Here is a 25,007-nt window from a genome sequence, read left to right as displayed (position 1 = left end):
GCCGTTCGCGCGGGTACCCGCGCGAACGGCGGCCCGCCTCTGCGCACTGTTTTCTCTTGCCGCTGTCGCACCGGCACGCGCGGCCGCGACGGCGCCGGGCGCCGAAAACAAGAAACGGCGGACGCGAGGGCGTCCGCCGTTTTTGTACTGTACGGCCGGCGTCAGGCGCCGGCGCGCGGGATTACAGCGCCTTGATCAGCTCGTCGGCGAACTCGGAGCACTTGATCTCCTTCGCACCATCCATCAGGCGGGCGAAGTCATAGGTCACGGTCTTGTTGCCGATGGCCTTGTCCATCGCCGCGATGATGGCGTCGGCGGCTTCGGTCCAGCCCATGTAGCGCAGCATCATTTCGCCGGACAGGATCACCGAGCCCGGGTTGACCTTGTCCAGGCCGGCGTACTTCGGCGCGGTGCCGTGGGTGGCTTCGAACACCGCGTGGCCGGTCATGTAGTTAATGTTGCCGCCCGGCGCAATGCCGATGCCGCCGACCTGCGCGGCCAGCGCGTCGCTGAGGTAGTCGCCGTTGAGGTTGAGCGTGGCGATCACGTCGAACTCGTCCGGACGGGTCAGCACCTGCTGCAGGGTGATGTCGGCGATGGCGTCCTTGATCAGGATCTTGCCCTTGGCCAGTTCAGCCTTCTGCTCGGCATTGGCTTCGGCCTCGCCCTTGGCGGCCTTGGTGCGTTCCCACTGTTCCCAGGTGTAGACCTTGTCGCCGAATTCGCGCTCGGCCAGGGCGTAGCCCCAGTTGCGGAACGCGCCTTCGGTGAACTTCATGATGTTGCCCTTATGCACCAGCGTCACCGACTTGCGCTTGTTGGCGATGGCGTATTCGATGGCGGCGCGGATCAGGCGTTCGGAGCCGTCCTTGGACACCGGCTTGATGCCGATGCCAGAGCTTTCCGGGAAACGGATCTTGCCGAATTCCTTGGGGAAGTTTTCCTTCAGCAGGGCGAGGAACTTGGTGTTGGCCTCGCTGCCCTGCTCGAATTCGATGCCGGCGTAGATGTCTTCGCAGTTCTCGCGGAAGATCACCATGTCGACCTTGTCCGGCGTCTTCACCGGCGAGGGCACGCCCTTGAACCAGCGCACCGGGCGCAGACAGACGTAGAGGTCGAGCATCTGGCGCAGCGCCACGTTGAGGGAGCGGATGCCGCCGCCGACCGGCGTGGTGAGCGGGCCCTTGATCGAGACCAGATAGTCGCGGCAGGCCTGCACGGTGGAATCCGGCAGCCAGCTGCCGAACTGGTTGTTGGACTTCTCGCCGGCGTAGATCTCCAGCCAGTGGATCTGGCGCTCGCCGCCGTAGGCCTTCTTCACCGCCGCATCGAACACGCGCACCGAGGCACGCCAGATGTCGGCGCCGGTGCCGTCGCCTTCGATGAACGGGATGATCGGATTGTTCGGCACCTTGAGCGTGCCGTTGTCAATCGTGATCTTGGCGCCGCCGGCGGGGGCGGTGATGGTGGGCTCGGCCATGGATGTCTCCGGTGGGAAGGTTGGCAGGCGGCTGCCGGGAGGTATTCAGCCCGGTATTGTCGCGGTTGGGACGGTGCGCGTCCATGGAGCGGGACTGTCCGGGACCAGGGGCTCGATGGGGTGGGCGCCGCTGTGCGGGATCATGGCAGCCAAGCGCCGTGCTGGTGCGGATATCGCGCGTTGGCGGGGCGCTGCGGCGTACGCGCAATTTCCTGCGTCCGGGCCGGTGCCGGTTGCCTAGACTCGGCGCCGTCACCGACCGGCCTGGGGAGGCCTGCGCCCATGAGAACCCTGCTGTTTTCGCTGCCCTTGCTGTTGAGCCTGCCATTGCAGGCCCAGGTAGCCGACGTGAAGAAACCCGCTTGCGCCGACGCCGTCTTCCACCAGTTCGATTTCTGGGTCGGCGACTGGGACGTGACCACGCCCCAGGGCAAGCCGGCCGGGCGCAATCGCATTCAGGCCGTACTCAAGGGCTGCGCGATCAGCGAGGAATGGACCGGCGCCGGCGGCACCAACGGCCGCAGCTACAGCGCCTGGGATGCGCGCAACGCGCAATGGAACCAGTACTGGGTGGCCGACGACGCCGGCGTGCTCTACCTCAGCGGCAGCCTGCAAGGCGGCAGCATGGTGCTCAGCGGCGAACAGATGGACCCGGCCAGCGGCAAGCGCTCGCCGCAGCGCGTGACCTGGACGCCGAACGCGGACGGCAGTGTGCGCCAGCTGTGGGAAAGCTCGGCCGACGGCGGCAAGACCTGGACCACGGTGTTCGAGGGCATCTACCGGCGCCGCGCCTGAGCGTTGCGGCGAAGCGGCGGCGTTGCCCGGCCGCGGTCATCACAAGCCTGCATCTGCCCACCGCAGTGCCGCTACCAGAACTTCAGCCCGCGTGGACACCGGTGCGCCTACCGCTCCGATGCGACGTTGCCGCATCGGCACGGCTTCGCACCATGGCTGCTACGGATCCTGCGAAGCCGCCGCCGGCAGCCAGCTTTCCGGCGTCAGTGCCGCCAGCCCGTAGGCCGCCCGCGCCCGGTCGCACTGCGGGCTGGGTTCGCCATGCTCCCAGGCGGCGCCCAGCTCGCGGCAGGGCGAGGGACGACGCGCGTACTGGCTGCAACTGACCGCGCCGCCGACCGTGCCGACCAGGTTGATGCAGTGCGGCTCACGGCAGTCGGTGCCGCGCATGCTGACACGGTGGGCGTCCAGCGGCTGGGTCAGTGCCAGCGGCATGCCGTCGGGATTGAAGGCGGTGGTTTCGGACCAGTGGAAGGCCACGCGGAAACGGGCGCAGCAGGCGCCACAGGTCTGGCAGGGATGCGGCATAGGCAGGGGCAGCTCGGGCTGTTTCGCAGTCTAGCGCGTTGCCCGCCGCCGGCGCGGATTGCTACCGTTGCCGCCAGTCCACCGCATCGCCGTCGACCATGTCCGAACTGCAGCAGCGCCGCGGCATCAAGTTCGCCGCCGGCGTGTTCCTGGTATCCGCCGGCATGCAGGCCACGGCGCACTACCAGTTCTATGTCAGCGATTTCGTCCTGGACGAGCGCCGCCGCGCGGTGATCGAAGCGATGAAGAGCTACGTGCTGGTACCGCGTCTGGGCACCACGCTGTGGACCCTGCACTGCATGCTCAGCCTGTGCTTCGCCCTGCTGCTGATCCTGGCCGGCACGGCCTACTGGTGGATGGGCAAGGACCTGCCCGCCGCGCGCCTGCGCCCGCTGGCCACGGCCAGCGCCTGGCTGTGCCTGGCCGGCTGCCTGCTGGTGGCTGTCGCCTATCCGGTGCCGCACGCGGTGGCGATCCTGCTGCTGGCGGGGCTGGGTTTCAGCTGGTCGGCCTGGGGCGGCGGACGGCGGCGCGGCGTCTGAAGCCGCACCCGCTGCAGCCGCCTTCGCGAATACAGCGTCCCGGCTTTCGCAAATCCCGAATCCCCGATCCCGCTCTCACGCCCCCCGATCCGTTCGCAACGCCTGCGTCCGCCGCCGGTCGCCCGCCGCCTGCGCCGCGACCACCAGGCTCAGGCCGGCGATGCCGACGATGACCAGTCCTGCGCCGACCGCGGCCCAGCCGCTGGGCCAGTGCTCGCCGAGCAGGGCCACGCCCAGGCCGGTGGCGAACAGGATCTCCGCCGCCTGCATGGCCTCTACCGCGCCCAGGGCGGTGGGGTTGTCGCGCACCAGGCCGGTGGCGTGGAAGAACAGGATGGTGGCGATGGTGCCGGTGAACAGCGCCACGCCGCCGGCCATGGCGATCTGCGGCAGGCCCGGCCAGCCCGATTGCTGCACCGCGTAGGCCGCCACCAGCAGCCAGAACGGCTGGCTGGCCAGGGTCATGCCGAAGACGCGCTGGGTGGCATTGAGGTCTTCGCCGCTGTGTTCCAGATGCAGCAGGATCTGCCGGTTGCCCAGTGGATAGAGCACGGCGGCAATGCCGACGCTGACCAGCGCCGCCCACGCCGCCGCATCGAGACGGCCGTCGAAATGGCCCAGCTGCAGCAGCAGCACGCCGGTCACGATCAGCACGCCCAGGGCCAGCGCGCGCTTGGGCAGGCGCGCCCGCGCATCGCGGTAGATCAGCGGCGCCAGCAGCATGCCGGCCACGACGGTGAGCTGGAAACTGCCGGCGACCAGCCAGGACGGCCCGCTGGCCGCGGCCCAGGTCAGGCAGACGCAGAACAGGGTGAAGCCTATGCCGCTCCACAGCAGCCAGGGCCAGGGATGCGCGCGCAGCGCACGCCACACCGGCGCGAAGCCGCCGTTGAACGGCACCACCAGGGCCAGCAGCGGCAAGGTCAGGAAATAGCGCAGCGCCGCGGTCCAGGCCCAATGCCCGCCATCCACCGCCATGGCGCGGTTGAGCACGTAGGTCGAGGTGAAGAACAGCGCCGAGAGCAGCGCGATCAGGACGGCGTAGAGGGCGGGATTGCGGCGCATGGGCCGCTCAGGGTAGGTCATCGGTGGCGCGCGCCGAATGCGGCTTTGGTCTTAAGGTGCCGGATTCGGGATTGGGGACTCGCAACAGCTGCGACCGCAGATGCGGACTCGTGCGGTGCGATTCCACGATTGCGTCCGGGCGTCCCCAGTAACCGGGTTCGAACCCGGGGAATTTCGGAACAGCGGAATTTCCGGACAGCCATGGAAGAAGCAGCGGGAGGATCCGTAGCGGCACAGCACCATCCCTGATCCCCGATCCCGGCCTTTACGGCTCCCGGACTTCATCCAGATAGCAGACCCGGTTGCGTCCGCCCTGCTTGGCCCGGTACAGCTGCTGGTCGGCAGCACGCATCAGGTCGGACAGCCCGCTCATGCCGCGGCGCCACTGCGCCACGCCCAGGCTGACCGTCACCGTCGCGGGCTTGCCGCCGAGTTCGAACGAGTTGAGTTCGATCACCCGGCGCAGGCGCTCGGCCGAGGCCACCGCATCGGCCAGGCTCTGCTCGGCGAAAACCAGGGCGAACTCCTCGCCGCCGATGCGCGCGATCAGCTGGTCGGCGCGGGCGTTGTGGCGCAGCAGCTGGGCGATGCCGCGGATCACCACGTCGCCGGCGGGATGGCCGTAGCGGTCGTTGATCGGCTTGAAGTGATCGATGTCGACCAGGGCCAGGCACAGCGTGCGCAGGTGGCGCGTGGCGCGCAGGATCTCCTTCTCCATCAGCTCCTGGAACTGGCGCCGGTTGTACAGGCCGGTGAGCGGATCGGAGGTGGCGAGCTGGTACAGCTCCTCGTGGTAGCGCGCCTCAATGGAGCCCTGCTCCATGAACTTCAGCACGCTGTCGCCGACGCCGATATGGTCGCCGTCGCGCAGCTCCGCTTCGAGTATGGGCTGCTCGTTGAGGAAGGTCTTGTTGGTCGAATCCAGATCGCGGATGCGGTAGCCGCTGGCCTCGCGCCAGATGCGGCAGTGCAGGCGCGAGATGCTGCGGTGATTGATCTGCAGCTCCACATCCGGCGAGCGGCCTATCACCACGGGCTTGTCGTCCAGCTCCAGGCGCAGTCCCAGGTTCTCGCCATGGATCACTACCACGCAGGCCGACCCCTGCCGCGCCGAGCGGCCGCCGGGCGGACGTAGGGTGCGGCGCTGGGTGGTGTTGCTGCTGCGGGGGGCCATACGGCGAGTTTAGCCGCAGCGCGGCGGGCTGATGCGAACCTGCGTTCCTGTACGGCCATTGCCTGAACGGATCTGTGAGCAATGACGCAGTGGCGCCGCGCCGGAACTGCCGCTGCGCGGACTGGAACCCGTTGCGCCGGCACGCTGCCTCGAACTCGTTTCGATTCCCGCCCGGCAGACAGCGCGCCGCCGCAGCCGGCGCTCCACGCGGTGCGCGTGGAGCGCCGTTCCCGCTCAGGCCTCGCGCCGCAGCCGCACCAGCAGCGCAAGCAGCACGAACAGCAGCAGCGCGGCGCCGGCGTTGTGCAGGGTGGCGACCGGCAGCGGCAGGCCGAACACCACATTGCTGATGCCCAGGGCGATCTGCAGCGCCAGCGCGGCCAGCACCGCGACGGCCCAGCCGCCCAGGCCGCGGCGCCAGGCCGCGGCGATCACGCCGAGCAGATGGCCCAGCACGATGATCGCGCCGATGCGGTGGCTGAGCTGGATCGCGGTGCGTGCATCGGCATCCAGCACGCCGCCTTCGTAGTTCACGCCGATGCCGCGCCAGAGCACGAAGGCCTCGCGGAAGTCGGTCGGCGGCCACCACTGGCCGGCGCAGGTGGGGAAATCCAGGCCGCAGGACAGCGCGGCGTAGTTGGCGCTGGTCCAGCCGCCCAGCGCGATCTGCAGCGCGACCAGGACCAGGCCGGCGATGACCAGGCGGCGCAGCGCAGCGGTATCGGTACGCGCCAGCGGCGGCAGCGTCAGGCGCAATGCCACATAAGCCAAAAGGCAAAACGTGGACACCCCGCCGATCAGGTGCGCCATCACCACGATGGGCTTGAGCTTCCAGGTCACTGTCCACATGCCCAGCAGGGCCTGGAAGACGATCAGCACCGAGGCCGCCAGCAGCACCGCGGCGACGGTGGGCAGCTCGCGCCGGCGTCGCCAGACCAGCCAGGCCAGGCCGAACGTGGTCAGGATCAGGCCGCCGGCAAGAAAGCGGTGCACCTGCTCGCGCCAGGCCTTGTGCGATTCCACCGCGCGCTCAGGGAAGGCGGCGTTGGCGGCCTCGATCTCGTGATCGTGCTTGGGCCAGGTCAGCTTGCCGTAGCAGGTGGGCCAGTCGGGACAGGAAAGGCCGGCGTTGGACAGCCGCACGAAGGCGCCGAACACGATCACCAGCAGGGCGAAGGCGACGGCGAACCAGGCAAGGTTGCGCAGGATGCGATGGGTAGGATTCATGGCGTCAGCGGATCAGTCGGGACAGATCCTGGCGCACGCCGGCGGCGTCGTAGCCAGGTTCAAAACGCAGCATCAGCAGGCCGGCCGGGTCTATCACCGCGGCGGCAACGCTGTCGGCGGCGGCCGGGCGCAGCGCCTGCAGCGCGGCGGCGGAACTGCTGATGTAGTCCAGGCGCGGATACTGCGCGCGCCGCTCCGGCGTGGCCTCGATATTCAGTACGGCCAGACGCAGGCGGGGCGCCTTCTGCGTCATCAGCGACCAGATCTTCTCCGCATCGGCCAGGCGCTTCTCGCAGGCGGCGGCGCAGTCCGGACCGGGGATCAGCAGCAGGGTCCAGCGGTACTGGCCGTCCTTCCAGCTGAAGGCCGCATCGACCGCGGCCCTGGGCGCATCGGCGGAGATGTCCTGCGGCGGCTGCACCAGGATGCCGTTGTTGCGCAGGCGGTTGGGCTGCCAGTCGGCCAGGCGCAGGGCGAAGGCGACCACCATCGGCGCCAGGAACACCAGCATGATCGCGATCAGCTGCACGCGCTTCTTGGTCTGTACATCCATCCACTGTTTCCTTAGTTGCTTTTGCGCCAATGCAGCACAATGAAAATCACCATGGCCGCCACGGCGAAGGAGAACCACTGCAGCGCATAGCCGCGGTGCTTTTCCGGTGCCATCACCGCAGGCGTCCATTCGCGCACCAGGCCGCTGGACGGATCCGCATCCAGCAGCAGCAGGCGCGGCGCGACCGCGGCATGCAGGTCGGCGGCGACCGCCGCCATGTCCAGGAACAGGGTCAGCTTGGGCCAGGCGTTCTGGCGCGCCAGCGCATCGCCGCCGACGCGCAGCCCGCCGCCCGGCGGCGGCGCGTAGATGCCGCGCAATTCCACTTCGCCTGCCGGCAGCGGCGGCCACGCCGGCGCCGGAGCACCGACCGGCGCGGCGACCCAGCCCAGGTCGACCAGCAGCAGGCGATCGTCGCCGCTCGGCCGGAACACGGCCAGCGCGCGCCGGCCCACGCGGCCGGCATGGATCTGCTGGTCCAGCCAGTAGCCGCGCCCGTCCACATAGGCGCCCCGCGCCGCAATGCGCGGGTATTCTTCAGCAGAAAGCGCCGCCGGCAGCGTGGCATATTGCCGCAGCGGCGCCGTCGCGGCGGCCGCGTAGGAGGCCAGCAGGCGCTCCTTTTCCTGCGCCCGGCCCCACTGCCAGCGCGCCAGGCCGAGAAAGGCGGCCAGACCCAGCAGCAGCAGGATCCAGGCGAACGCCGACGGCCGCCGCCAGCGCCGCATCACCACGGCAGCCGCCTATACTTGCCCGCTGCGCCCCGCGCGATCGCGAGCAAACATCCCATGGCCGGCAAACTCATCATCGTCGCGTTCCTGATCGTGATTCTCTACAACCTCGGGGCGGGGCTGTATTACATGATGGTCGACAAGGGTACGACCAATCGCACGGTAAAGGCGCTGACGCGGCGAATTGCCCTGTCGGTGGGCCTGATCGTCCTGGTCATGTTCGCCATCTGGATGGGCTGGATCACCCCGCACGACCTGGGCCGCTAGGCCGCCGCCACCGCAACGGCGCGATTGCCGTATGGTTGCGGCCCCGGCCCCGAAGGCGAGCGCTGCGCCCTGCCGCCGGGTGCGCCGATGAACCGAACCCTGTTCCGCTTCGCCGATTTCCAGCTCGACCCCGCCGCGCGCGAGCTGCGCCAGGACGGCCGGCGCGTCGCGCTGCCGCCGAAATCGCTGGAGTGCCTGATCTACCTGATCGAACAGCGCGACCGCGCGGTTGGCCGCGACGAGCTGATTTCCGCGGTCTGGGGACGGGTCGATGTCAGCGACGCCCTGCTTGCCCAGACCCTGCTGCGCGCCCGCCGCGCCGTCGGCGATACCGGCAACGAACAATCCAGCATCCGCACGGTGCCGCGCTTCGGCTATCAATGGGTCGCACCGACGCAGGCGGTCGAAGCCGGCGCGGCGCCGGCGGAACCGGCCGCAGTCGCGGTACCGCCGGCCGCAGCGATGCCATCGCGGCGGCGCGCGCGCTGGCCGGTACTGGCCGCGGCAGCCCTGCTCGGCCTGGCCGCCCTGGTCCTGCTCTGGCACCGCGCCGCGGAAACGCCGGCGCCGGCCGCGGCAGATCTGATCGTGGTCGCGCCGGTGGCCCTGCCCGGCGCCGGCGCCGATGCCGCCTGGATCCGCCTGGGGGTGATGGACTACATCGCCGCGCGCCTGCGCGGCGCCGGCCTGGTGGTGCTGCCCAGCGAGCGCGTCGCCGGGCTGGTGGCCGAGCGCGGCGGTGAATCGCCGCAGGAACTGCACCGCCGGCTGCGCCGCGCCAGCGGTGCCGGCCTGCTGTTGCAGCCCGAGGCACGCCTGCGCAGCGACGGCAGCTGGCAGCTGCTGCTGCAGCCGGTGGCCGAACAGACCGGCAGGACCGTCAGCGGCCGCGGCGCCAGCCCGCTGGCGGCGGCCGACGCCGCCGTGGCCGAACTGCTGCCCCAACTGGGCCGCGCGCCGGCCGCCGCGGCGCCGGCCTCGTCCGACGCCGCGGCCGAGCGCCTGCAACGCCTGGACGCGGCCATGCTCGAAGGCGATCTCGCCGCGGCGCGCGCGCTGATCGCCGCGGCCGACCCTGCCGCCCGCGCCGATCCGGCCTTGCAGGTACGCGAAGGCCAGCTCGCCTTCCGCCTCGGCAACCTGGAGGCGACCGAGGCGATCTTCGGTGCATTGCAGGCCAACCTGGGCCAGCTGCCGCCGGAATTGCAGGCCCAGGCGCTGTCCGGCCTGGGCGCGCTGGCGGTACGCCGCGGCCAATACGCCGAGGCCGAGCGGCGCTATGCCGAATCCCTGGCCGTACTGGGTCCGGACGGCCGCCAGGACCTGATCGGCAACGGCTTTACCGGCCGCGGCGTGGCCCGCGGCGCGCAGGGCCAGCACGAACTAGCCGCGGCCGACCTGGCGCGCGGACGTGTGGCGCTGGAGCGGGCCGGCGACGCGCCCGGGGTGGCCAGCGTCGATACCAACCTGGGCCTGCTGCAGAGCCGCAGCGGCAAGCCGGCGCTGGCGCTGCAGTCATTCGAGCGCGCCATTACCGTTTTTGAACGCTACGACGTACGCGACAGCCTGGCCGCCAGTTTGCTCGGCCTGGCCCGCACCCAGCAGCTGCTGGCGGACAACGCCGCCGCCCTGGACAGCGCGCGCCGCGCGGCCGAGCTGGCACGGCTACTGGAGAATCCCGTACTGCTGCGCAATATCGCCCAGCAACTGGCCGATGCCCTGATCGCCAACGGCCGCCTGGCCGAGGCCGCCGGCGTGATCGACAGCCTGCCCGCAGCGCCGACGCCGGCCGATGGTCTGACCGAACTGCGCATGCGCCTGGCGCTGGAACAAGGTCGCAATGCCGAGGCGCTGCGCCTGGGCGCAGCCGCGCCGGCCACGGACGCGACGGCGCAGCTGCTGTTCGTCCAGGCCGCGCTGGCCGCCGGCAACGCCATCGAGGCCGCTACCCGCAACCGTATCGGCACCAACCTGGGCGCGCTGGGCGGCGACGACGCCGCAGTCCACCTTGCCCGCGCCCTGTGGCAGGACGCCGCCGGCGACGCGACTGGCGCCGCCGGACATTTCGCCGCCGCGCTGGCCAAAGCCGATGCCGACGGCGACGTAAGCCGCCGCATCGAAGTACTGGCCGCCTGGATCGCCGCCCTGCTGCGCCAGGGCGGAACCGACCGCGCCACTGAACTGGCTGGCCAGATCGCACCGCTGATCGAGCGCGACTATCGCGCCGCGCGCGCCGCCGCGCTGTACTACCGCGCGGTCGGCGACGCCCATCTGCAGGCGGCGGCCGAGCACAGCCTGCGGGCGCTGGCGGGAGAGCGGGCAACGGGATTGCCTTGAGTCCTGTGGGTTGCGGGCTGGCCCGGGGTGCTGTGGGTCATCGGGTCCTTGGGGGCCTGAATTCGGGGATGGAGTGCCTGGCTGCCTGAATCATGGGTGTCCCGAAATTCGCGGAAATTCGCGGGTGCCGGCGGTCGGAATTGTGGGTGTCCCTAAATTTGCGCCTAAATTTGCGCGCCCCGAAATTCGCGTGAGCGAGTTCGGGCGGCGGCGAGTCCAACTGCCCGGAGCATGGGTCCTGAATCCGGGTGCCCGTCTTGGGCGTCCCGAAAACATGCCTGTCCCAAATTCCCGCCCTAAAAAAAAACATGGGTGTCCCAAACTCCCCCCAACTTCCGGTGGGAATTTCGGGCGGTCGGAATTGTGGGTGTCCCTAGACTTGCGCGGGCGAGTTCAGGCAGCGGCGAGTCCAACTGCCCGGAGCATGGGTGTCCTGATTCCGTCTTGGGCATCCCGAAAACATGGGTGTCCCAAACTCCCCCGAAAACATGGGTGTCCCAAACTCCCGCCTGAACTCCCGCCGCACCCACCCAACCCACTGCCGCAAAACGAAATTCAAGCTCCTGTCATGGATCTTTGATCGCCGCCGCCGCGGTTTTGACGCTGCGCTGAAGCGCCTGGGGCCGGCGGGGTCGAGAGTCGGTGCGTCATGCAGCGGCCCGGGGCGCCGTCGCGGCGCCGCCGCTGCATGCTTTCGTCGCCGCCGATCCGGAGTAGCCCGCCATGCCGCAACACCGTTCGTTCCGCCGCCTTTCCGTTTCCCTGCTGCTGGCCGGCCTCTGCGGCCTTGGCGGCGTCCAGGCCGCCCAGCTCAGCGAGGGCTTCAATCTCGACGGCAGCACCCTGCCGAGCACAACCCTGCCGCCAGGCTGGATCGCACGCAACCAGAGCGTCGCCGCCGGCTCCGGGATCAACGCCAACTGCTTCTATCTGACCAATCGCGGCGGCGTCGGCACCGGCGACAATGCCTGGCTGCCGCTGGAAGGCGCCGGCATGGCCTACGCGACGCTCGCCTGCACGCCCGGCGTGGGCGCGATGAACGGTTTCCTGATCTCGCCCGAACTGAGCCAGCTGGCCAACGGTGTCCAGATCAGCTTCCAGACCCGCGGCGATACCTTGACCGGCCCGCTGCGGCCGGACCGCCTGCAACTGCTGCTGTGCCTGGGCGCGACCTGCGGCGATGCCGGCAGCAGCGGCAGCACGCCGCAGGATGTGGGCCAGTTCGACCGCCTACTGCTCGACCTGAATCCGGAGCAGGCCAGCGGCGTGTTCCCGCTGAGCTGGACCGCGCAGAGCGTGACCCTGGCCGGCCTGCCGCCCGGCGTTCACAGCGGCCGCATCGCCTTCCGCTTCCTCGCGCCCAACGGCGGCCCTTCGGGCAACCAAGGTTCGCGCGTGGGCGTGGACAGCGTGGTCGTCGGTGATCCGCCGCCCGAGCCCACCGGCGGCTGGAGCAACGATCCCGCGACGACGTTCGCCATCGCCGACCGCGGCGGCGAGGAAACCCAGGCCAAGATCCTGCCGCGCGCCGATGGTGGTTTCTTCGTGAGCTGGTTCGACAATACCGACGGCGGCTACGACCTGCGCCTGCAGCGCCTGGACGCCCAGGGCCGCGAGCTGTGGCCGCATAACGGCATCCTGGTCGCCGACCGCAGCTTCCAGTACACCACCGACTACGGCTTCTCGGTCGACGCGGCCGGCAACGCCCTGCTCTCCTACCAGTGCTGCACCCAGATGGCCGCAGACGAGCGCATCGTCGTGAGCAAGGTCGCGCCCGACGGCACGCTGCTGTGGACCGACGGCCGCATCCCGGTTTCCACCCTGGGCGAAGGCGAGCAGATCTCCTACGTCACCACCACCAGCGACGGCAACGCCGTGGTGGTCTGGATGAACGATTCCGGCGCAGCGCGTGCGCAGAAGCTCTCGCCCGTGGGCCAGCCGCTGTGGGGCGCCGAAGGCATCAGCCTGCCGGGTCCGGCCGGCGGCAAGCTCATCGCCGATGTGATCGCCTCGACCAACGGCGACGCCATCGTTTCCTGGAGCAACCAGGCCGGCAGCACGCGCATCCTGCGCGCGCAGAAGCTGGCGGCGGCGGACGGCGCGGTGCTGTGGGGCAACGACGGCGTGCGCCTGTCGGATACCGGCAACCTCGGCGCCGGCTATTTCCCCAAGATGATCGCCGACGGCAGCGGCGGCGCGGTGTTCGCGTTCACCGATTTCATCGGCCTGGCTTCCTCGGCGCGGGTGCAGCACCTGGATGCCGCCGGCACCCGTCTGCTCGGCGCCGAAGGCGTGCTGCTGACTACCAACACCTCGCGCGGCCACTACCTGCCCGTGGCCAGCTATGACGCGGCCAGCGGCGACATCTTCGCGCTGTGGATAGACAGCCAGATCATCTCGCCCAATGCCTACGACGGTCTCTACACGCAGCGCGTCAACAGCGCCGGCCAGCGCCTGTGGGGCGAAGAAGGGCGCGAGCTGGTGCCCATGACCGTGTCCACCGATGGTTCGCAGGCGCTGTCGCAGACCGTTGCGCTGCCGGCGCCGGGCGGCTTCCTCGCTGCCTGGGTCACCGGCAATACCTCGGCGATGAGCAATCCGATCACGGTGCAGCGCCTGGCCGCCGATGGCGCGCTGGTATGGAACCAGGCCGTGCGGCTCAAGGCTGCTGCGACGCGCACCTCGCGCCTGGCTGCAACCACCGGCAGCGCGGGCTATGCCGCTTTCACCTGGTCGGATGCGCCGGACAACACCGTGGCCAACCAGGATGTGCACGGCCAGAACCTGCAATACAACGGCCAGCTCGGCGACACGCTGTTCCGCGACGGCTTCCAGAACTGAGCCCTGCGGCACCGGGCCGGCTGCGGCCGGCCCGGCGCGGCAAAGGCAAGGATTCCCATGTTTCTTTATTGCTTTTTTTCATCCCGCAGCCGCCGCGGCCTGGTCGTGGCGGCTGCGTTGTTCTGCACTGTCGCGAGCGGATCGGCGGACGCGGCGCCACCCGAAACGGCCCAGCACAGCCAGTTGCGGATTCCCGCGGCCGGACCGGCGGCCGCTATTCCCGCATCGTCCGGCGCAGCAGCATCGATGAAGGCTCCGAACCCTGACCTCGCGGCCTGCGGCGGCTTCGCCGCATGGCAAACCGACACGATCGCGGGCTCGCCGCGCTGGAACGCCGCCGCCGCGGAAGCCGCCATCGCCGACGCGGGCGCCGAAGTATTCGATGCGGCCCTGGTCAGTCCGCGCTTCGTAGTCCCCGCCGCGGGCCTGCACCTGCGCTGGCGCCAGCACACCCGGCTGTCCTGGGCCAGCACCGCCGGCGTGCTGGAAATCGCCGTGGACGGCGGCGACTGGACGGATTTCCGCAACGCCGGCGGCCGCTTTCTCAGCGGCGGCTACGACAGCCGCGCCTTCGCCGGCAATCCGCTGGGCGCGCGTGCCGCCTGGGGCGGCGAGGAACAGGTCTTCGAGACACGCGCCGAATTGCCGGCCGCGCTGGGCGCCCGCGCGGTGCAGCTGCGCTTCCGCCTGGGCTCCGGCGGCACCGGCGATGCGCGGCCGGGGTGGCTGCTCAGCCAATTGCGTTGTGGGGTTGGCTGAGCGGCGGGCTCCAGCGGCAGGCAGCCGCCGCGGCGACGCGGGCCTCCCAGTGACGGTCCAGTTCACCCCGTTCGTACATGCGCCTCGGGATTTCCACGTTCGCGCCGATGCCGCGACGCATGCTGGAGCCTGTCTGGAAACGCGCAGGGAAAATTGAAGAAATTCCTCCCATTTCAGTGGACAGCGAAGAAAAGAAATCTCCACCGGCCAATGGCCTTACTGTCTGGTACAGCCTACGGCCTTCATCCGGCGCTTCGAAGTAGACAGCCATAGTGAACTCATGCGGCGGCCCTCGCTGCGGCTTGGCAATCCCGCCGATCCGACAGGGTTTGTTGCGTCAAGAACAGCAGCCCTGCCCAGGGTATTTCGCAGCAACTCCGGCAGGCCATGAGTTCATTGCGCGGCAAGCCCGCGCCCACTCCGCCACGCAGGCCGGAAACGAAAAAGCCGCGCATCGCGCGGCTTTTTCCGTTTGAAGCGGCAGCTGCCCTAGGACAGCTGCCGCGGTGCGCTGCCTGTGGTCAGAGCACGTAAACGAACATGAACAGGCCCAGCCAGACCACGTCGACGAAGTGCCAGTACCAGGCGACTGCTTCAAAGCCGAAGTGGTTGTCCTTGGTGAAGTGGCCCTTGAGGCAGCGGAACCAGATCACCGCCAGCATGATGGTGCCCAGGGTCACGTGAAGACCGTGGAAACCCGTCAGCATGAAGAAGGTGGAGCCGTAGACGCCCGAGCCCAGAGTCAGGTTCAGGTGCTGATAGGCCTCGATGTATTCCTCGGCCTGGTAGAACAGGAAGATGCCGCCCAGCAGCACGGTCAGGCCCAGGAACACCAGCAGCTGCAGGCGGTGGCCGGCGCGCAGGGCATGGTGGGCGATGGTGATGGTCACGCCGGAGGTCAGCAGGATCAGGGTGTTGAGCAGCGGAACGCCCCAGGCCGGGATGGTCTGGAAGCTGCCGCCGACGGCGTCGGGGCCGTTGGTCGGCCAGGCAGGAGCGTAGCCCTGGTGCAGGTAGAAGTTGGTCAGTGCGCCGTCGCCTTCGCCGCCCAGCCAGGGCACCGAGTACATGCGCGCGTAGAACAGCGCGCCGAAGAACGCGGCGAAGAACATGATCTCGGAGAAGATGAACCACATCATTCCCATGCGGAACGAGGTGTCCACCTGCTTGTTGTACATGCCCTTGATCGACTCGCGGATCACGTCGCCGAACCAGCCCCACATCATGAACAGCAGGGTGGCCACGCCGACATAGAACATCGGCTTGCCCCAGCTCACTTCGTTGAGCCAGTTGGCGGCGCCGATCATGGTCACGAACAGGCCTATCGTGCCTACCGCAGGCCACTTGCTGCCATGCGGCACGTAGTAGACGTTGTTGCCTTGTGCTGTCGCCATGATGAAAACCCCGGATTGGAACGCTGGATCAGGACGCCGGCGCGGCGGCCTGGTTGGATTCGGCCAGTCTCTTGGTCGCTACGGTGTTCTCAAGGAACGTGTAGGACAGAGTCAAGGTATTGGTCTCTTTGGGCAGGCGCGGGTCGACCACGAAACGCACGGGCATGCGCCGCGTCTCGCCGGCCTTGAGCAGCTGCTCGGTGAAGCAGAAACATTCGGTCTTGTTGAAGTACAGCGAGGCTTCGTTCGGCGCCACGCTGGGAATCGCATTGCCGACGATGTCGCGCTCGGACACGTTGGTGGCGTCGAACCAGGCTTCGTTGAGCGCGCCCGGATGCACTTTCATGGTCACGGTCTCGGCGCTGAACTGCCAGGGCAGCTTGGACTTGGTGGTGGCGACGAACTGCACCGTGACCAGGCGCGATTCGTCCACCGTCGTCGCCGCGGCAGCCTGGGCATCCATCGCGCCCTGCTCCAGCTTGATGCCGAGCACGTGTTCGCAGGCGATGTTGTACAGCGGGATCAGGGCGAAGCCGAAGCCGAAGAAGCCGGCGGCTATCCACCAGACCTTTTTCTGGAAGCGGCGGTTGTCGGCGCTGCTCACGGCGTATTCCCCATCAGCAGCAGTGCGCGCACGAAGAAGCCCGCGTAGATCAGCGCGACCACGCCCACGACGAACCATGCCGTGCGGCGCACGGCGGCGCGGCGCTGGGCGGGATCGAACTGGGACGTGGGCATGTTCATGCGTTCAATGGCGCGCTGCCGGCCGCGGCAGCGCGCCGGTTTCCTTTCAGTGGGTCGGATCGCCGTGGGCCAGGTCGCTGGCGCGGATTACCGGCGGCGTGGTGAAGGTGTGGTGCGGCGCCGGCGAAGGCACTGTCCATTCCAGACCATGCGCGCCTTCCCAGACCTGGGTGGTGGCCTTGGGACCGTGCTTCTTGGCGTGCCACAGGATCAGGAACATGAACACCGGCGTGCACAGCATGCCGAAGGCGCCGATCGAGCTGATCAGGTTCCAGTCCGCGAATGCGACGTTGTAGTCCGGGATGCGGCGCGGCATGCCGGCCAGGCCCAGGAAGTGCTGCGGGAAGAACAGCAGGTTGACGAAGACGATGGTCCACCAGAAGTGGAACTTGCCCCACTTTTCGCTGTAGTGGCGGCCGGTCCACTTCGGGAACCAGTAGTACACCGCGGCGATGATGGAGAACAGCGCGCCGGTCACCAGCACGTAGTGGAAGTGGGCAACGACGAAGTAGGTGTCGTGGTACTGGAAGTCGGCCGGGACGATGGCCAGCATCAGGCCGGAGAAGCCGCCGATGGTGAACAGGATGACGAAGCCGATCGCCCACAGCATGGGCGTCTCGAAGGTCATCGAGCCCTTCCACATGGTCGATACCCAGTTGAACACCTTAACGCCCGTGGGCACGGCGATCATCATGGTCGCGTACATGAAGAACAGCTCGCCGCCCAGCGGCATGCCCACGGTGAACATGTGGTGGGCCCAGACGATGAAGCTGAGGAAGGCGATGGAAGCGGTCGCGTACACCATGGCCTGGTAGCCGAACAGCGGCTTGCGCGCGAAGGTCGGGATGATTTCCGACACCACGCCGAAGGCCGGCAGGATCATGATGTAGACCTCGGGGTGGCCGAAGAACCAGAAGATGTGCTGGAACATCACCGGGTCGCCGCCGCCGGCCGCATTGAAGAAGCTGGTGCCGAAGAACTTGTCGGTCAGCAGCATGGTCACCGCGCCGGCGAGCACCGGCATCACGGCGATCAGCAGGAAGGCGGTGATCAGCCAGGTCCACACGAACAGCGGCATCTTGAGCAGGTCCATGCCCGGCGCGCGCATGTTGAGGATGGTGGCGATGATGTTGATGGCCCCCATGATGGAGCTGATGCCCATCATGTGGATGGCGAAGATGGCGAAGGCGACCGCGGAACCGCCCTGCAGCGACAGCGGCGGATACAGGGTCCAGCCGCCGGCCGGCGCGCCGCCCGGCAGGAACAGGGTCAGCAGCAGCACGGTGAAGGCGAACGGCATGATCCAGAAGGACCAGTTGTTCATGCGCGGCAGGGCCATGTCGGGCGCGCCGATCTGCAGCGGGATCATCCAGTTGCCCAGGCCGACGAAGGCCGGCATCACGCCGCCGAAGATCATGACCAGGGCATGCACCGTGGTCATCTGGTTGAAGAAGTAGGGCTCGACGAACTGCAGGCCAGGGCTCATCAGCTCGGCGCGGATGACGCCGGACATGGCGCCGCCGATGCAGAACATGACGAAGGCGAACACCAGGTACAGGGTACCGATGTCCTTGTGGTTGGTGGTGAACACCCAGCGATCCCAGAAGCCAGCCGGCTTGTGGTCGTGATCGTCGTGGTGATCGGCGTGGTGATCAGTGGCGGCGTGCGTTGCCATGGATTCGACCTCTGACTAAGACTTAACCCTGCGGCGCGGCGGCGGCCGGCGCGGCAGTCGGAACAGCGGGAGCGGCGGCGGCCTGCTGGCCGGCCAGCCACTGGTCGAATTCGGCCTTGGGCTTGGCTTCGACGACGATGGGCATGAAGCCGTGGTCCTGGCCGCACAGTTCGGCGCACTGGCCGCGGTAGGTTCCCGGCGTTTCGATCAGGGTCCAGGCATCGTTGATGATGTCGGGGATGGCGTCGGTCTTCCAGCCCAGCGCCGGCACCCACCAGGCGTGGATCACATCGTCGGCGGTAATGACGAAGCGGATCTTGGCGTTGGTCGGCAGCACCAGCGGCTTGTCGACATTGAGCAGGTAGGTGGCTTCCTCGCCCACCTTGACCGCGTGCGGGTCCAGGCCGGACTTGAGCTGGCGCGTCTTGTCGCTGTCGGCGTCGAGCTTGGACATGAAGTTCACGCCGGTGGGCTTGCCTTCGTAATCGACGTATTCGTAGCGCCACTTCCACTGGTAGCCGGTGATCTTCACCGTCAGCACCGGGTTGGAGGTATCGGACTGGTGCACCAGGTACTGCGTGGCGGGCCAGGCCATGGCGACCAGGATCAGGATGGGAATGACCGTCCAGATCACTTCGGCCTTGGTGTTGTGGCTCCACTGGGCCGGCACGGCGCCCTTGGACTTGCGGAACTTGAACATCGCATAGGCCATCGCGCCGAACACGATGATGCCGATGACCACGCAGACCCACAGCGCGATCATGTGCGCGTGGTAGGCGTTGCGCGCCGTCTGGGTGACGCCGGGCGCCATGTTCAACTGCCAGCGGTGCGGCATGGAGCTGGCCGCAAAGCTGATGTTCGCTGCCAGCGCGAGCCCAGCCGCAACGGCGGCACGCCCGAATCGCGTAGTTGCCAGAGACTTCATTGCCATCACCCTAAAGCCATCCCAGTCGTTGGGGCCGCCGCCTTCCGCCGGCCGGTGCCGCCGCTTGCGCGGTCCGCCCCTGCCTGCTTCCGGCCACGCACCGAATGCATTGCCGCCGCCCGATCGCAGGCCCGGCTGGTGGGGCCCGGCGTGCCGGCCATCAAACCCCGGCGGCACGAGCTTCCGCAAGGAATTCGCGCGCTGGAAGAAAGTGGCTGGCCCGCAAGATCGGCACTGTCCCCTGCACGGCGCCGGCGCCGGCGGCGCCGCGCCTGTGTCATGGCGACAGGCGTAGAACCGCGAAATGATAGTGGCTGAGCCGGATACGGGCAAGAAAACCCGGGTGCGCAGAGACCACAGACCGCCGCCGCACCGAGCCGCGGCGCGCCCTGCGGCGAATTGCCGCAGGGCGTGGACCCGCGCCGGTGTGAAGGTTTGGAACTTGACCGGCGGGGGGGGCCATCTAAAATTCCGGCTTCCCTTCAGCCGGGCCCGGGCCAGGCCGGCTAATCGCCACAGAGATCCCCCGTGAGTGCCCAAATCCTGACACCTGAACTGCCCGCCCCGGCCGATGCCGCGCGTGCGCGCATGACCGCCGCCTACTGCCGCGACGAGACCGAAGCCGTCAACGAGCTGGTCGCCCAGGCGGCACTGCCGCCGGCCGAGCGCGATCTCGTACTGGCCCGCGCCGGCGAACTGGTCGCCCGCGTGCGCGCCAAGGCCGACCAGAAATCCGCGGTCGAGTCCTTCATGCGCGAGTACGACCTTTCCTCCGAGGAAGGCGTGCTGCTGATGTGCGTGGCCGAGGCGCTGCTGCGCATCCCGGACAAGGAGACCGCCGACAAGCTCATCTCCGACAAGCTCGGCGAGGCCAACTGGGAATCCCACCTGGGCAAGAGCGACTCGGTGCTGGTCAACGCCGGCACCTGGGGCCTGATGCTGACCGGCAAGCTGGTCACCCTGGCCGACGAGACCCAGCGCAACTTCCTCGGCGCGCTCAAGCGCCTGATCGGCCGCGCCGGCGAGCCGGTGATCCGCCTGGCGGTGCGCCAGGCCATGCGCATCATGGGCCATCAGTTCGTGATGGGCCGCACCATCAAGGAAGCGCTGGACCGGGCCGAGGAGAAGGAAAACCGCGCCTACCGCTATTCCTACGACATGCTCGGCGAAGGCGCGCTGACCACGCCCGATGGCGAGCGCTACCACCGCGCCTATATCGACGCGATCAAGGCGCTGGGCGCGCGCGGCCCGTTCCCCAACGTGCTGGACGCGCCCTCCATCTCGATCAAGCTGTCCGCGCTGCACCCGCGCTACGAAGTGGCCAAGCGCGAGCGCGTATTCGCCGAACTGCAGCCCAAGCTGCTGGAACTGGCCCAGCTGGCCAAGGCCCAGGGCATCTGCCTGACGGTGGACGCCGAGGAATCCGAGCGCCTGGAAATCTCGCTCGACATCATGGCCGCGGTGCATGCGCACCCGTCGCTGGCCGGCTGGCAGGGCTTCGGCCTGGCGGTGCAGGCCTACCAGAAGCGCGCGCCGTTCGTGATCGACTGGCTGGCCGAGAAGGCCCGCGCCAACGGCCAGCGCTGGTGCGTGCGCCTGGTCAAGGGCGCCTACTGGGATTCCGAGGTCAAGCGCGCCCAGGAAGGCGGCCACGGCGGCTATCCGGTGTATACGCGCAAGCCCAACACCGACGTGTCCTACCTGGCCTGCGCGCGCCGCCTGTTCGACTACGGCGAGCTGTTCTACCCGGCTTTCGCCACCCACAACGCGCATACCATCGCCGCCATCCACCACATGGCCAAGGGCCGGCCGTTCGAGTTCCAGCGCCTGCACGGCATGGGCGCGGACCTCTACGCCGAAGTCGTCGGCGAGCGCAACATGAACGTGCCCTGCCGCGTCTACGCGCCGGTGGGTTCGCACGAGGATCTGCTGCCCTACCTGGTGCGCCGCCTGCTGGAAAACGGCGCCAATACCAGTTTTGTAAACCGCATCGTCGACGAGAACCTGTCGATCCGCGACCTGGTCGCCGACCCGGTCGAGGTCGTGCGTCACTTCACTACCAAGCCGCATCCGCGCATTCCGCAGCCGGCCGGCCTGTTCGGGGAACAACGGAAGAATTCCATGGGCGTCAATCTCGGTAACGACAACGAACTCAAGGCGCTGAGCGACGCGATCGCCGCCTCGCCGCAGACCTGGGCGGCCAGGCCGCTGATCCCCGGCGCGAACGTGGCCACGGCCACGATCGCCGTGACCGACCCGGCCGACCGCCGCCGCACTGTCGGCAGCTGGCAGCCGGCCGATGCGACCGCGGTGGAAAAAGCCATCGCCAACGCCGTCGCCGCGCAGCCGGACTGGGACCGCACCCCGGCCGCCGGCCGTGCCAAGATCCTCGAACACACGGCCGACCTGATGGAGGCCAACCGCGGCGAACTCATTGCCCTGTGCGTACGCGAAGCCGGCAAGACCATTCCCGACGCCATCGCCGAAGTGCGCGAGGCGGTCGACTTCTGCCGCTACTACGCCGCCCAGGCGCGCAAGATGCTGGCGCATCCGGATGCCCTGCCCGGCCCGACCGGCGAATCCAACCAGCTGTTCCTGCACGGCCGCGGCGTGTTCGTCGCAATCAGTCCGTGGAATTTCCCGCTGGCCATCTTCATGGGCCAGGTGGTCGCCGCCCTGGTCACCGGCAATGCGGTGATCGCCAAGCCGGCCGAGCAGACCAATCTGGTCGCATTCCGCGCCACCCAGCTGCTGCATGAAGCCGGCGTGCCGGCCGGCGTGCTGCAGTTCGTGCCCGGCGACGGCGCCACCGTCGGCGCGGCGCTGTGCAAGGATCCGCGCATCGCCGGCGTGGTCTTCACCGGCTCCACCGAGACCGCCCGCGCCATCAACCGCTCGCTGGCCGCGCGCGACGCCGCCATCGCCGTGCTGATCGCCGAGACCGGCGGCCAGAACGCGCTGATCGCCGATTCCTCCAGCCTGCCCGAGCAAGTCGTCAAGGACGCCGTCAGCAGCGCGTTCTATTCGGCCGGCCAGCGCTGCTCCTGTGCGCGCATCCTGTTCGTGCAGGAAGACATCGCCGACAAGGTTGTGCACATGCTGGCCGGCGCCATGGACGAGCTGAAGGTCGGCGAACCGCGCCTGCTCTCCACCGACATCGGCCCGGTGATCGACGAGGACGCAAAGAAGATCCTCGACGACCACGCCGCGCGCATGGACAAGGAAGCCAAGCTGATCAAGGTCGCCCAGCTCGGCGCCGACGCGGCCAACGGCACCTTCTTTGCGCCGCGCGCCTACGAGATCAGTTCGCTGGACCAGCTCAAGCGCGAAGTGTTCGGCCCGGTGCTGCATGTGCTGCGCTGGAAGGCGGCGGACCTGGACAAGGTCATAGCCCAGATCAACGCCACCGGCTACGGCCTGACCCTGGGCGTGCACAGCCGCATCGATTCCACCATCGAGCAGATCTCCCGCGGCGTGAAGGTCGGCAACTGCTACGTCAACCGCAACCAGATCGGCGCGGTCGTCGGCGTGCAGCCCTTCGGCGGCGAAGGCCTGTCCGGCACCGGCCCCAAGGCCGGCGGCCCGCACTACCTGGCCCGCTTCGTCACCGAGCGCACCCTGACCATCAACACCACGGCGGCAGGCGGCAATGCCTCGCTGCTGACGCTGGGCGAGTAAGCCTGCAAGACCCTGCGGAGGCCGGCTCCGGGCCGGCGCTCCGCAGGCGCTTCGTTTCACCGGAAGCGCGGCCGGCACACGCCTCTTCCCCGCGACCAGGGCGGCGCAACCAAGCGCACTCAGCGCATCGCGTGCAGTTCGCGATACAGCGGCGTCGCCCGCACGATTTCACCCAATTCTTCTGCGCCCAGGCGGCGCTCTGTGACGCTGCCGGGCGTTTCGCCGGCTTCAATTGGCCTGCGCTCCGAGCGACAGGCGGCATTGCTTCAAACTGACGATAGAGGTCGCTGGCCTTTACCAGCGTCACCAGTTCCGCCGTTTTTTCGAGCAGACACTCCCTGGTGCCGTCCGGCACGGTGCCATTGCCTTCGATGACCGCGCCCGACACCGACGGGGCTGGCCGAACAGCATCAGCCCAGCGACGCCTTTTTCGTTCGGCAACAGCGCGGTACAGGCGGCGGCGAGAGCCTGCGTTCCAGCGGCGAGAGCCAGCCCAACCAACGCGGCTATCAGCAACAGACGTTTCATGGAGCCGCCGGACAGGGCGCCGCGCCGGGAAAACCACCGGCGCGGCGCATTCGGGGCGATCTTAGGCGGGCCCTTGCGGTCCCGCCACGCGGCGCGCGGATGCGCTTTAGCCGCGATTTAGACGCCTGAACGGCTCAGGCGGATTTCTTGCGCACCATCCAGACCAGCATGCCGATGCCGGCCAGCAGCATCAGCGCGCCCACGCCGTACATGAAGCCCGATTCGTCCTTGTGATCGGCCAGGGTCACCGTGCTGGGATCTTCCGGCAGGTACTTCACGCTCAGCGTGACGGGCTTGTCTTCCGGCGCGTCGCGCACCTGCTTGCCCAGGTCGGTGGGCAGGCTGACGTCTTCGTTGATGGTGCGGTTGTCGCTGGTGACGAAGGTGATCTTGGCGTGGAAGTTGCGTTCGCTGCCGCGCTTGGTCTTCCAGGTGACCTCGGTGACGGCGGCTTCGGCGGTGACGCCGTGGTCAGCCAGGGCCTTGCTGTCCTTGGCTTCCTTGAAACCGGCGAACAGCATGACCGGGCCGCCGATGATCAGCACCAGCAAGATCACGAAACTGCGCAATTTTCCCAACATGTAATTTTCCCCTGACGAAATGCCTGTCCCGGCGCACAGGGCGACGAGGTCGGCGGTTGTGGATGGTGTGAAATGAAACGGTGAGGCCGCATCCCCATGCGGCGGACAGCGAAAGGCAGGCGGGGAGCCGTGCCGTTCATCCCTGAGGACCGGCTACTTTGCAGTAGCCGTCTTGGCGGCGCATCCTTCGATGCGCGCAGCGGCGGTCCGTCCCTGGACCCACCGCCGGCGGGCGCGCCGCGCGCCCGCCAGGTTTTCCGCATCAATCGTCGCTGCTGGCCAGCGACAGCAGGATGCGCAGCACGTACCACAACATCAGCGCGATCGAGGCGAACAGGTGCAGCGCGGCGCCTGCCGGCCGGTCGGTCGGGTAGTGGTGGATGATCTGGCCGGTGTCGTACAGCACGCAGCCGCCGGCAAAGATCACCATGATGGCCGAGAACCAGATGCCCAGGCTGAAGCCGAAGATCAGGCTGGCGACGATGGCGCCCAGCGCGACGAAGCCGGCTACCTTGAGGATGCTGCCGAGGAAGGAGAAATCGGTCTTGACCGTGAATGCGGTATAGGTCAGGCCGCCCACCAGCACCAGGGTGATGAAGGCGGCGGCGCCGATCGCGCCCGGCGCGATCAGGCCGGCCAGGGCGAACAGCGGAGAGAAGATCAGGGCTTCGGCGAGCACGTAGACGCCCAGGCCGACCAGCTGCTTCTGGTTGCTTTCGGCGTTGTCGGCCAGGTTCGTGGCGAACCAGCCCACGACCATGAAGGCACCGAGAAAGCCCAGCCAGATCCACTTGCTCGCGCCCATGAGCTTGAGCGCGGCCTGGCCGAAGCCGGTGGCGTAGAGGATGGCCGAAAGAAGGGTGAAGCCGACGATCGCGCCGGCCAGGTGCATGTAGGCCGAGCGGATGAACTCGACCCGGCTTACGCCAAGGCCGGATTCCGGAAATTGTTGTGCGGTGTGATCCATTGATACCCCCGGGATAGTGGACGTTCCTGATCCCTGAGATCCGCCGCCGCGGGTTCCGCGAGCGGAACGGTACGGTAGGGGGCAGACCCGGAACGGCTGAGGAAACGCATCGTTGAATGGCGACGCCCGCCCAGTTTACACGGCCTACGCCACAAGTACTGGCGGATTCGTCAAGCGGCACCGTCCACCGGCGCAGTGCATCAGCGACTGCAGGCG

Annotated in this window: 22 protein-coding genes; 7 read left to right on the top strand and 15 right to left on the bottom strand. The window is 68.3% G+C overall.

What is annotated here, in order from left to right; all coding sequences use genetic code 11:
* Window positions 1-181: 181 nt before the first annotated feature.
* On the bottom strand, window positions 182-1,480 hold the full coding sequence (icd, locus tag NM961_RS22750) for an NADP-dependent isocitrate dehydrogenase (protein ID WP_255916729.1): 1,299 nt from the start codon (window positions 1,478-1,480) through the stop codon (window positions 182-184).
* 282 nt (window positions 1,481-1,762) lie between these two features.
* On the opposite strand from icd, the gene NM961_RS22745 reads away from it, so the two are divergent.
* Window positions 1,763-2,275, top strand: coding sequence for a hypothetical protein (locus tag NM961_RS22745; protein ID WP_255916728.1), 513 nt, complete (start codon window positions 1,763-1,765; stop codon window positions 2,273-2,275).
* A gap of 159 nt (window positions 2,276-2,434) precedes the next feature.
* Here NM961_RS22745 and NM961_RS22740 read toward each other — a convergent pair whose 3' ends face one another.
* Complete coding sequence (locus NM961_RS22740) at window positions 2,435-2,803, bottom strand: YkgJ family cysteine cluster protein (protein WP_255916727.1); 369 nt, start codon at window positions 2,801-2,803, stop codon at window positions 2,435-2,437.
* A gap of 98 nt (window positions 2,804-2,901) precedes the next feature.
* On the opposite strand from NM961_RS22740, the gene NM961_RS22735 reads away from it, so the two are divergent.
* Window positions 2,902-3,345, top strand: a complete 444-nt coding sequence (locus NM961_RS22735; RefSeq protein WP_255916726.1) for an LIC_13387 family protein — start codon at window positions 2,902-2,904, stop codon at window positions 3,343-3,345.
* Between the two features lie 75 nt (window positions 3,346-3,420).
* Here NM961_RS22735 and NM961_RS22730 read toward each other — a convergent pair whose 3' ends face one another.
* The 5 genes from NM961_RS22730 to NM961_RS22710 form a co-directional block, all read right to left on the bottom strand.
* On the bottom strand, window positions 3,421-4,410 hold the full coding sequence (locus NM961_RS22730) for a multidrug resistance efflux transporter family protein (RefSeq protein WP_255916725.1): 990 nt from the start codon (window positions 4,408-4,410) through the stop codon (window positions 3,421-3,423).
* Window positions 4,411-4,675: 265 nt separating this feature from the next.
* Window positions 4,676-5,584: a GGDEF domain-containing protein gene (locus NM961_RS22725; protein WP_255916724.1), complete on the bottom strand. Its 909-nt coding sequence runs from the start codon at window positions 5,582-5,584 to the stop codon at window positions 4,676-4,678.
* Window positions 5,585-5,818: 234 nt separating this feature from the next.
* Window positions 5,819-6,811: a COX15/CtaA family protein gene (locus tag NM961_RS22720; RefSeq protein ID WP_255916723.1), complete on the bottom strand. Its 993-nt coding sequence runs from the start codon at window positions 6,809-6,811 to the stop codon at window positions 5,819-5,821.
* 4 nt (window positions 6,812-6,815) lie between these two features.
* A complete protein-coding gene (locus NM961_RS22715; RefSeq protein ID WP_255916722.1) occupies window positions 6,816-7,364 on the bottom strand; it encodes a redox-active disulfide-containing membrane protein in 549 nt (182 codons plus the stop codon).
* An 11-nt stretch (window positions 7,365-7,375) separates the two neighbouring features.
* Window positions 7,376-8,092: an SURF1 family protein gene (locus tag NM961_RS22710; protein ID WP_255916730.1), complete on the bottom strand. Its 717-nt coding sequence runs from the start codon at window positions 8,090-8,092 to the stop codon at window positions 7,376-7,378.
* Window positions 8,093-8,152: 60 nt separating this feature from the next.
* Here NM961_RS22710 and NM961_RS22705 point away from each other — a divergent pair, with 60 nt between their 5' ends.
* The 4 genes from NM961_RS22705 to NM961_RS22690 all read left to right on the top strand — a co-directional run bounded on the left by NM961_RS22705 (window position 8,153) and on the right by NM961_RS22690 (window position 14,299).
* Window positions 8,153-8,362 carry a twin transmembrane helix small protein gene (locus NM961_RS22705; RefSeq protein WP_255916721.1) on the top strand — a complete coding sequence of 70 codons (210 nt, stop codon included), beginning with the start codon at window positions 8,153-8,155 and terminating at the stop codon, window positions 8,360-8,362.
* 87 nt (window positions 8,363-8,449) lie between these two features.
* On the top strand, window positions 8,450-10,699 hold the full coding sequence (locus tag NM961_RS22700) for a tetratricopeptide repeat protein (protein ID WP_255916720.1): 2,250 nt from the start codon (window positions 8,450-8,452) through the stop codon (window positions 10,697-10,699).
* Window positions 10,700-11,422: 723 nt separating this feature from the next.
* The gene (locus NM961_RS22695; RefSeq protein ID WP_255916719.1) at window positions 11,423-13,540 is read left to right on the top strand and encodes a hypothetical protein; all 2,118 of its coding nucleotides are present in this window, start codon (window positions 11,423-11,425) and stop codon (window positions 13,538-13,540) included.
* Window positions 13,541-13,786: 246 nt separating this feature from the next.
* The gene (locus NM961_RS22690; protein ID WP_255916718.1) at window positions 13,787-14,299 is read left to right on the top strand and encodes a hypothetical protein; all 513 of its coding nucleotides are present in this window, start codon (window positions 13,787-13,789) and stop codon (window positions 14,297-14,299) included.
* On the opposite strand, the gene NM961_RS22685 is transcribed toward NM961_RS22690, so the two are convergent.
* The 6 genes from NM961_RS22685 to coxB form a co-directional block, all read right to left on the bottom strand.
* Window positions 14,271-14,570 carry a hypothetical protein gene (locus NM961_RS22685; protein ID WP_255916717.1) on the bottom strand — a complete coding sequence of 100 codons (300 nt, stop codon included), beginning with the start codon at window positions 14,568-14,570 and terminating at the stop codon, window positions 14,271-14,273. The two genes, NM961_RS22690 and NM961_RS22685, sit on opposite strands and share 29 nt — an antisense overlap.
* Window positions 14,571-14,820: 250 nt before the next feature.
* Window positions 14,821-15,693: a cytochrome c oxidase subunit 3 gene (locus tag NM961_RS22680; protein WP_255916716.1), complete on the bottom strand. Its 873-nt coding sequence runs from the start codon at window positions 15,691-15,693 to the stop codon at window positions 14,821-14,823.
* Between the two features lie 28 nt (window positions 15,694-15,721).
* Entirely contained in the window at window positions 15,722-16,297 is a 576-nt protein-coding gene (locus NM961_RS22675; RefSeq protein WP_255916715.1) for a cytochrome c oxidase assembly protein, read from the bottom strand.
* Window positions 16,294-16,437 carry a hypothetical protein gene (locus tag NM961_RS22670; RefSeq protein ID WP_255916714.1) on the bottom strand — a complete coding sequence of 48 codons (144 nt, stop codon included), beginning with the start codon at window positions 16,435-16,437 and terminating at the stop codon, window positions 16,294-16,296. Before NM961_RS22670 ends, NM961_RS22675 begins: the two co-directional genes overlap by 4 nt.
* 46 nt (window positions 16,438-16,483) lie before the next feature.
* Window positions 16,484-18,112, bottom strand: coding sequence for a cytochrome c oxidase subunit I (gene ctaD, locus NM961_RS22665; protein ID WP_255916713.1), 1,629 nt, complete (start codon window positions 18,110-18,112; stop codon window positions 16,484-16,486).
* Window positions 18,113-18,134: 22 nt separating this feature from the next.
* The gene (gene coxB / locus NM961_RS22660; protein ID WP_439334242.1) at window positions 18,135-19,043 is read right to left on the bottom strand and encodes a cytochrome c oxidase subunit II; all 909 of its coding nucleotides are present in this window, start codon (window positions 19,041-19,043) and stop codon (window positions 18,135-18,137) included.
* A 522-nt stretch (window positions 19,044-19,565) separates the two neighbouring features.
* Here coxB and putA point away from each other — a divergent pair.
* Complete coding sequence (putA, locus tag NM961_RS22655; protein WP_255916711.1) at window positions 19,566-22,715, top strand: bifunctional proline dehydrogenase/L-glutamate gamma-semialdehyde dehydrogenase PutA; 3,150 nt, start codon at window positions 19,566-19,568, stop codon at window positions 22,713-22,715.
* 662 nt (window positions 22,716-23,377) lie between these two features.
* Here the strand turns inward: putA and NM961_RS22650 are convergent.
* Together NM961_RS22650 and NM961_RS22645 are read right to left on the bottom strand one after the other, a co-directional pair.
* Window positions 23,378-23,824, bottom strand: a complete 447-nt coding sequence (locus tag NM961_RS22650; RefSeq protein ID WP_255916710.1) for a DUF3592 domain-containing protein — start codon at window positions 23,822-23,824, stop codon at window positions 23,378-23,380.
* Between the two features lie 262 nt (window positions 23,825-24,086).
* Window positions 24,087-24,791 (bottom strand): Bax inhibitor-1/YccA family protein, encoded by a 705-nt coding sequence (locus NM961_RS22645; RefSeq protein ID WP_255916709.1) that lies wholly within the window; start codon window positions 24,789-24,791, stop codon window positions 24,087-24,089.
* Window positions 24,792-25,007 lie beyond the last annotated feature (216 nt).

Source organism: Tahibacter harae, assembly GCF_024437735.1.
In the GTDB taxonomy this organism is placed as follows: Bacteria; Pseudomonadota; Gammaproteobacteria; order Xanthomonadales; family Rhodanobacteraceae; genus Tahibacter; species Tahibacter harae.
The sequence above is the reverse complement of the archived record's forward strand: the minus strand, read 5'-3'. Positions and strand labels throughout refer to the sequence as shown.